The sequence below is a fragment of the Actinoallomurus acaciae genome (assembly GCF_042429965.1).
In the GTDB taxonomy this organism is placed as follows: Bacteria; Actinomycetota; Actinomycetes; order Streptosporangiales; family Streptosporangiaceae; genus Actinoallomurus; species Actinoallomurus acaciae.
The window spans coordinates 1-7,663 of sequence record NZ_JBHLZP010000390.1; the positions used below are offsets into that span (position 1 = coordinate 1).

Sequence of the window (7,663 nt, forward strand, 5' to 3'; positions counted from 1 at the left end):
CGCGGCGCGCGGGTGTCCGTAGGTCAGCAGGGCCAGCGTGGCCAGGTTCCAGGCGGCGCGCGGGTGTCCGTAGGTCAGCAGGGCCAGCGTGGCCAGGTTCCAGGCCGACGGGTGGGCGGGGGCGAGCCGCCCGGGATGGCGTTCGGCCAGCGCCGCGGCCGACGTGCCGTACTCGTGACGGCGCCGGGCCCAGGCCGGTGCCGCCAGGCGTGGAGTGTGCGCCACCCGTGCCTCCGGCTGGTACCGCACGTGCCAGCCACGGTCGGCGAGCCGCCAGACGAAGTCGACGTCCTCGCCCAGCCGCATCTCCTCGTCGAAGACGAGATCCCGTGCCGGGGACGCGCGTACGACGAGCGTCGCGGTGGGTACGAAGCCGAGCCGGGCCCCGGGGCGGACCAGCGCCGGCCGGGTTCCCATGTCGAGCGCGGACCGGGCGGCCTCGTACCGCGCCAGCAGGCGGGAGTCATCGGTTCCCGGGACGATGCGCGGGGCCACGGCCGCGACCTTGGGGTCGTCGAAGTAGGGCAGGAGAACGTCCAGCCAGCCGTCCTCGGGCCGGCAGTCGGAGTCCACGAACGCGACGAACGGCGTGTCCGCCAGCCGCAGCCCCGTGTTGCGCGCGGCGGCGGGCCCCCGGTTGCGCGGGTGCCGTACCAGGCGGGCATCGTGCGTGGCGGCCACTCGTCGCAGCGGCTCGGGGTCCGGTGACCCGTCGTCCACGACGATCACCGGGACGTCCTTGAGGGCCGCGAGGCAGCGTGCCAGCTCGTCGGCGCGTCCGTACGCCGGCACGACGACCGTCACGTCATGCGGTCCGGGCCTCGGCGGCCGTACCGGATGGGCGAGGCCGTGGTCGAGCAGCCGGCGGGCCAGCGCCCGCCCGACGGCGGACGTGGCGGCGTGCCCGTGTTCGCCGGCCCGCCGCAGCTCCGCCAGGTGCGGCCGCGCGGCCTCGCCGAGGCGGACCACCTTCCAGGGCGCGCCTCCCGTGGCGACGCGGTCGCCCGACCAGAACGACGTGTCCCGGTCGAGGGCGATGCGGAACCCCGGCGGGAGCCCGAGTGCGTGCCTTTCCGGGAACACGGCCGATCAGCGACCGGGGTCGAGGAGGCGTCCCCGGGAGTCGACGAGGCCCGCGCCGACGCGGCGGACGATGGACGCCGTCATGGCCCGTACGATCTCCCGGCCCTCCTCGGCCGAGGCCCCGGCCGGATCGCCGAGGACCCCGGACGGGGAGACGGCGCGCACACCGTGGGCGACCAGCTCCGGCATCAGCTCCGCGAGCGGGCGGGTGTTCCCGGCGACCGCGCCCGACCGGACGACCAGATCGGGTGCCAGGTGGAGCATCACGGAGGTCTCGGTGAATCCGGCGTGGGCGTCGCCGTACGGGACTCCGCAGCCGATCCAGGCGACGTCGTGTCCTTCGGCGCGCAGCCGGCCGACGGCGGCGTCGAGCGCGACGGTGTTGCCGCCGTGGCCGTTGACGAAGACGACGCGCCCCGCCCACAGCGACAGGGAGCGGACGGCCTCGATGATCACGATGCGCAGCGCGTCGTGTCCCATCGAGACCGTGCCGGGGAAGTCCGCGTGCTCGCCGCTCGCCCCGTACGCGATCGCGGGCGCCACGAGTGGCGGACCCACGGGCAGGGCGTCGGCGGTGCGTTCGGCGACGGCCTGGGCGATCACGGTGTCGGTGGACAGGGGCAGGTGCGGCCCGTGCTGTTCGGTCGAGCCGACCGGCACCAGGACGAGGGCGTCCGGCCGCACGGACGGCCAGACGGCGTCCGCCAGGTCGCGGCCGGCGAGATCCTTCCCGCGCACGTCAGTGGCCGGAGTCGCCGAGGGTGAGGCGGAAGCCGGGTGGGATGACGAGGTCGTCCGGGCACAGCTCATGGACACCGGCGCGGCCGAGGCCCAGGACCGCGGAGTCGAGCCCGCCGCGCAGGATGTCCAGGACGTTCTCGACGCCGGCCTGCCCGCCCGCGGCCAGGCCCCACAGGTAGGCGCGTCCGATCAGCACGGCCCGCGCGCCCAGGGCGAGCGCCTTGGCGACGTCCCCGCCGCGCCGTACGCCGCCGTCGAGGAGGACCTCGATCTGGCCGCCGACCGCCTCCGCGATGGCGGGGAGCACCCGGATCGTGGCGGGCGTGGTGTCCAGGTTGTTGCCGCCGTGGTTGGAGACGGACAGGGCGGTGACGCCCGCGTCGACGGCCTTCTTCGCGTCGTCCACGCGGGTGACGCCCTTGAGCAGGAAGGGCCCGTCCCACTGTTTGCGGAGCCACGCCACGTCGTCCCAGGTGGGCGGCGGGGTCCGCATCCACTCACCGTAGGCGCCGAAGAAGGTGGGGGCGGGCCCGCCCGGGGGCCGGAGGTTGGGCACGGTGAGGTCGGGGACGCGGCCGGTCCTGGCGAACGCCCACAGCCAGGCGGGACGCGGCAGGACGCCGGGCGCCAGCCGCGCCATGGTCCGCAGGTCGACCTTCTCGGGAATGGCGGGGCTGCCCCAGTCCCGGCCGTTCGAGAACGACCAGTCCAGCGTCGCGATCAGCGCCTTGGCGCCGGCCGTACGGGCGCGGTCCATGCGCTGCACCATCGCGTCGCGGTCGCCGGTCCAGTACATCTGGTAGAAGGTGTTCGGGTTGGCCGCGACGACCTCTTCCACGGGCTTGCTCGCGAACGAGCTCAGCCCCATGATCACACCCCGGTTGGCCGCCGCGCGGGCCACCGCCACCTCGCCGTCGGGGTGGACGGCCTGCACGCCCGTGGGGGAGATGAGGACGGGGAACGAGATCTCCACGCCCATCACGGTGGTCGACAGGTCACGGTCCGCGTGGTGACCGGCGACGTGGGGGGCGAAACCGAGTTCGGCGAAGGCCCCGATGTTGTCCTCGATCGTCCGGCCGCGCTCGGATCCGGCGACCAGCGATCCGTAGACCACGGCCGGCAGTCGTTTCCTGGCCCGGCGCTGGGCCTCGGCGACGGTCTCGAACCAGGGATTCCTGCGCATGTGGTGGTCTCCTCAGTGGATCCGCAGGCCGGCGAGGGGGTCCTCGGCGCACGCGCTCACCGGGGGCCGGTCCGCGTCCGGGCGGCGGGTGAGCGTCAGCGGGACCGGCCCGACGCGGGCGGGAGCGGTGCGGTGGGAGTGGTCGGCCGAGGGCCGGGGGATGCCGGTCCGGCTCTCCGGCCGCCCGGCCAGCAACTCCTCGCCGTGTCCCTGGACGCATTCGGGGTCCGGGCCGTCCAGCGGCAGGCCGGTGAAGAACTTGGCGGCCATGCAGCCGCCCTTGCAGGTGTCGTAGAAGGCGCAGGAGGCGCAGGCGCCGCCGCTCTGCGGGCCGCGCAGGCGGCGGAACAGCCCGGACTCGCGCCAGACTCCTCCGAAACCGCCGGGCCGGCGCACGTTCCCGGCGAGGAACTCCTCATGGATCGCGAACGGGCAGGCGTACACGTCGCCGACCGGATCGATGAGGCACACCACCCGTCCGGCGCCGCACAGGTTGAGTCCGGGCAGCGCCTCGCCGTAGGCGGACAGGTGGAAGAACGAGTCTCCGGTCAGCACGGTCTCGCCGTGCGCGACCAGCCAGTCGTACAGCTCGCGCTGCTGCTCGCGGGTCGGGTGCAGTTCGTCCCACACGTCGGCGCCCCGCCCGGAGGGCCGCAGCCGGGTCAGGCGGAGCCGGGCGCCGTACGTGTCGGCGAGCGTCTTGAACGCGTCGATCTGCGGGATGTTGTGCCGGGTGCACACGACCGAGAGCTTGAAGTTCCGCATGCCGGCGTCCGCGAGGTTCCGCATCGCGCGCACGGCGGTGTCGTACGAACCGGGTCCCCGCAGCGCGTCGTTGACCTCGGCGGTCGCGCCGTCGAGCGAGATCTGCACGTCGACGTAGTCGTTGGCGGCCAGCCGGCGAGCGATCTCCGGAGTGATCCGCACACCGTTGGTGGAGAACTTGACGCCCACGTGGTGCGCGGTGGCGTAGTCGAGCAGCTCCCAGAAGTCGGGCCGGACGGTCGGCTCGCCACCGCCGATGTTGACGTAGAAGACCTGCATCGCCTCGAGTTCGTCGATGACGGCTCTGGCCTCGGCGGTGCTCAGCTCGCGCGGGTCGCGGCGTCCCGAACTGGACAGGCAGTGCGCGCAGGCGAGGTTGCAGGCGTAGGTCAGCTCCCAGGTCAGGCAGATCGGTGCGTCGAGCCCGTGCTCGAACAGGTCGACCAGCCGCGTTCCGGCCGTCTCGGTCTCGGTCATGAGGCCTCCTTCGTCGAAGGACGCGATCGCTGGGACTCGATTCCCTCGCTCCGCTCGGTCATGGGGGTCCTCTCGACGATCATGGACGAGCGGGCCAGGACGGCGAGCGCCGCGCCGTACCGGGGCAGGTCCGATGCCGGTACGCCGGCCGCCGTGCAGGCGTCCCGTGCGGTGGGGACGTCCTTGAGGGACCGAAGGACGGCCGGCAGCCGGCGGTCCTTCAGGAACGACAGCCTGCGGGTGCCGAAGTGGTAGAGGAGCGCGCCGAAGGGTTCCGGCCGCACCGCGACCTGGGGGTGCAGGTCCCAGGCGCGGTCGAGGTCGATGCCGGGCACGGGCGGCCTAGTAGACGCCGCACATGCCGTCGATCGAGACCTCCTCGATCAGTGAGTCGGCGGCGGCGAGTTCGTCGGCCGAGTCCTGGACCGGGCCGTCCGCGAGGTTTCCGGCGGCCTCGGAGGGGTGGACCTCGTTCATCGGATCTCCTCGGTGTGTCTGACGTGCGGCGTCCGGCCGTGATGGCTCGGCACGGCTCGGCGGCCGAGACATGAGCGATACTAAATGCATCGAGTGCCAAAAGAAAGGTTCGGGCGTATGGGCCGGTGCCGGGAACGTGACGACGCGGACCGGCCGACGAGGCGCCCCGACGTCCTCGTCGTCGGCGCGGGCGGCAGCGGAGCGGCCCTGGCGGCCCGGCTGAGCGAGGATCCGGGCCGTACGGTCCTGGTCCTGGAGGCCGGACCGGTCCCGCGGTTCCCGCCCGGGTTCCCCGCGGAGCTGCTGGACGCGCGCCTCGTGCCCGGCGCGCGGCCGGAGACCCGCGTGGTCCGGGCCTATCCCGCCCACCTCACTCCCGACCTGCCCTACACGGCCGTCCGGGGGCGCGTCCTGGGCGGTTCGACCACGGTCAACGGCGGATACTTCATCAGGGCGCGACGCGAGGACTTCGACCGCTGGTCCGCGCGGGCGGGCGACGCCCTCTGGGCGTACGAGCGGGTGCTTCCGTTCCTGCGCGGGCTGGAGACCGACCTCGACTTCGGGGCGACCTCCGTCCACGGCGGCCGCGGGCCGATCCGGGTCGGCCGTACCGACCTGCGCCACCCCGCCGCCGAGGCGTTCCGGGCCGCCGCGCGGGAGCTGGGGCATCCGGACGAGCCCGACAAGAACGCCCAGGGAGCGCCCGGGTTCGGCCCGGTGCCGACGAACACGGCCGGCGGAGAGCGGATCAACACCGGGACCGCCTACCTGCTCGGCGCCCTGGGACGTCCCAACCTCACCGTGGTGGGCGACTGCTCCGTACGGTCGGTGGTCATCGACCGCGACCGCGCGACCGGCGTCGTGGCCGACCGGAACGGGCGCCGCACCGTGCTGGAGGCCGGTGAGATCGTGCTCTGCGCCGGGTCCTTCGCCTCGCCTCACCTGCTGCACCTGTCGGGGATCGGACCCGCGAAGGTCCTGGCGCGCGCCGGCGTTCCCCTGGTCCAGGACCTGCCCGCCGTCGGCGCCGCGCTCAGCGACCATCCCCAGGTGGTGCTGGAGTGGACGCCCCGGCGGCCGATGGGCGGGCCGCCCGGCTCGTGGCTCGGCGGCGCCCTGCACCTGTCCTCATCCGGTGGAGGCCACCCCGGGGACCTGGAGATCCTTCAGTCGCTGGTGCCGATGGCCGGGCTGGTCGGCGGCCGGGCGACGGTCCCCGGACGGCCCCTCGCGCTCCTCGCCTCGGTCCAGACTCCCCGGACGGGCGGCCGGCTGCGTACGGTGTCGGCCGATCCCCGGGTGCCGCCGCGCATCGAGTACGGGTACCTGGAGACGGCCGCGGACCGGCACCGGCTGCGCGAGGCGGTGCGGGCGACGGCCGCCCTGCTCTCCACCGCCGCCTTCGGCGAGGTCTCCGCGGGCGTCGTGGAGCCCGGCCCCCGGGCTGTCGAGGACGACCACCTCCTCGACCGCTGGTTCCGCGCCCGCCTCGGCACGTCCCAGCACACCTGCGGGACCGTGCCGATGGGCCGGGCCGACGACCCGTCCGCCGCGGTCGACGCTCACGGCCGGGTGTACGGCGTGAGCGGGCTCCGCGTCGCCGACACCTCGATCCTGCCGGCGGCGCCGCTGCGCGGCCCGGCCGCCACGGCGGTCCTCATCGGCGAGCTCATCGCGCACGCCATCGGTACGAACGCGCCGGGTCGCTGAGCGGACCTCGTCAGGGCCCGGCCATCGCGTGAGTCTCCAGGAGGCCGCCGCCCACCCGCCGGATCGCCTCGTCGAGCAGGACGGACAGGTCGGCGTCCTCGCCGCAGAACAGCCACTGCTCATAGGCGGCGATCGAGGCCGCGAGGAAGACGTGACCGGCGAGCCGGGGAAGCATCGCGGAGGGCGGCAGGCCCATGCGCTCCGCCACGAACTCCGTGATGACCTCGCGCCATGAGGCGTAGCGCAGGGTCGAGTCGGCCTGGAGGGTCGGTACCCGCAGGATGAGCTCCATGCGCTGCCGGTGCCAGGGCACGTCCCTGACGTCGAACCGGTTGAACTCCACGACGGCCGCGCGTACGGCGTCGAGCGCCGGCAGGTGCGGGTCGGCGTCGCGCAGCAGCCTGCGCAGCTTCTCCAGGTGGTCCTCGAAGTCGCCCCACACGAGATCGTTCTTCGAGGCGAAGTAGCGGAAGAACGTCCGCCGCCCGATGCCGGCCGCTGCGGCGATGTCGTCGACCGTGGTCTCCTCGAAGCCCCGGCGGGCGAACAGATCGAAGGCCAGCCGTTCGAGGGCGGCCCGCGAGGTCACACGCGGCCTGCCCATGATGGGCGGGGTGCCGCGCCTCTCGCTCTCAGTGGTCACGACACCAGGTTGCCACGGTCTCGGCGGGTCCCGGACGGCGCCCGGAGGCGACAGACGGGTACGCCGGTGTCAGTCCGTCAGCCAGGGGCGGAGCTTGTCGGGGTTGAGCACCGCCCAGACGTGCTTGATCCGGTCGTCTGCGATGTCGAACGCGAACACCGCCGCCGTGACGCCGTCCTGCTGAGCCACCAGACCGGGCTGGCCGTTGACCGTACGCTCCAGCATCGTCAGGCCGGAGGCCCGGCCGGCGAGATCGGCCATGTAGCGCGCGATCTGCTCGCCGCCCTCGATCGGGTGCGGCGAGGCGTTGACGAGGCCGCCGCCGTCGCCGGTCGCCGTGGCGTCGGGGTCGAGGAGGCCGATGAGGGCCTCGATGTCCTGGGTCTCCCACGCCTGCTTGAAGTCCCTGACGATGCCGGCGCGGCGGGTGGCCGGGGTCACGGCGCCCTCCGACGCGCGGATGCGGCGGCGGGCCGATGTGGCCAGCTGGCGGCAGGCCGCGGGGGTGCGGCCGACGATCTCGGCCACTTCGGCGAAGGGGTAGCGGAAGACGTCGTGGAGGATGAACGCGACGCGTTCGGCCG

The 7,663-nt window shown here is 74.0% G+C and carries 9 protein-coding genes; 1 reads left to right on the forward strand and 8 read right to left on the reverse strand.

The features are described from left to right. The 6 genes from mftF to mftA form a co-directional block, all read right to left on the reverse strand. Positions 1 to 1,083 (reverse strand): mycofactocin biosynthesis glycosyltransferase MftF (mftF, locus tag ACFFNX_RS35660; RefSeq protein ID WP_378210369.1); only part of this gene is annotated, 1,083 nt, incomplete at its 3' end. 6 nt (positions 1,084 to 1,089) lie between these two features. Further along, on the reverse strand, positions 1,090 to 1,821 hold the full coding sequence (gene mftE, locus ACFFNX_RS35665) for a mycofactocin biosynthesis peptidyl-dipeptidase MftE (RefSeq protein ID WP_378210370.1): 732 nt from the start codon (positions 1,819 to 1,821) through the stop codon (positions 1,090 to 1,092). Between the two features lies 1 nt (position 1,822). Further along, positions 1,823 to 3,007, reverse strand: coding sequence for a pre-mycofactocin synthase MftD (gene mftD, locus ACFFNX_RS35670; protein WP_378210371.1), 1,185 nt, complete (start codon positions 3,005 to 3,007; stop codon positions 1,823 to 1,825). Between the two features lie 12 nt (positions 3,008 to 3,019). Beyond that, on the reverse strand, positions 3,020 to 4,249 hold the full coding sequence (mftC, locus tag ACFFNX_RS35675; protein ID WP_378210373.1) for a mycofactocin radical SAM maturase: 1,230 nt from the start codon (positions 4,247 to 4,249) through the stop codon (positions 3,020 to 3,022). Next, the gene (mftB, locus tag ACFFNX_RS35680; protein WP_378210374.1) at positions 4,246 to 4,584 is read right to left on the reverse strand and encodes a mycofactocin biosynthesis chaperone MftB; all 339 of its coding nucleotides are present in this window, start codon (positions 4,582 to 4,584) and stop codon (positions 4,246 to 4,248) included. Before mftB ends, mftC begins: the two co-directional genes overlap by 4 nt. Positions 4,585 to 4,591: 7 nt before the next feature. Further along, complete coding sequence (gene mftA / locus ACFFNX_RS35685) at positions 4,592 to 4,726, reverse strand: mycofactocin precursor MftA (RefSeq protein WP_378210376.1); 135 nt, start codon at positions 4,724 to 4,726, stop codon at positions 4,592 to 4,594. Between the two features lie 117 nt (positions 4,727 to 4,843). On the opposite strand from mftA, the gene mftG reads away from it, so the two are divergent. Next, a complete protein-coding gene (mftG, locus tag ACFFNX_RS35690) occupies positions 4,844 to 6,436 on the forward strand; it encodes a mycofactocin dehydrogenase MftG (RefSeq protein ID WP_378210378.1) in 1,593 nt (530 codons plus the stop codon). 10 nt (positions 6,437 to 6,446) lie between these two features. On the opposite strand, the gene mftR is transcribed toward mftG, so the two are convergent. Continuing rightward, positions 6,447 to 7,079: a mycofactocin system transcriptional regulator MftR gene (gene mftR, locus ACFFNX_RS35695; RefSeq protein ID WP_378210379.1), complete on the reverse strand. Its 633-nt coding sequence runs from the start codon at positions 7,077 to 7,079 to the stop codon at positions 6,447 to 6,449. Between the two features lie 69 nt (positions 7,080 to 7,148). Then, positions 7,149 to 7,663, reverse strand: a 515-nt coding sequence (locus tag ACFFNX_RS35700) for a sigma factor-like helix-turn-helix DNA-binding protein (protein ID WP_378210381.1), incomplete at its 5' end; no start/stop codon positions are given.

Bases quoted from the DNA above. Each gene is read 5' to 3' on its own strand.
- mftD (WP_378210371.1), bottom strand. From the start codon at position 3,007: ATGCGCAGGAATCCCTGGTTCGAGACCGTCGCCGAGGCCCAGCGCCGG.
- mftC (WP_378210373.1), bottom strand. From the start codon at position 4,249: ATGACCGAGACCGAGACGGCCGGAACGCGGCTGGTCGACCTGTTCGAG.
- mftA (WP_378210376.1), bottom strand. From the start codon at position 4,726: ATGAACGAGGTCCACCCCTCCGAGGCCGCCGGAAACCTCGCGGACGGC.
- mftG (WP_378210378.1), top strand. From the start codon at position 4,844: ATGGGCCGGTGCCGGGAACGTGACGACGCGGACCGGCCGACGAGGCGC.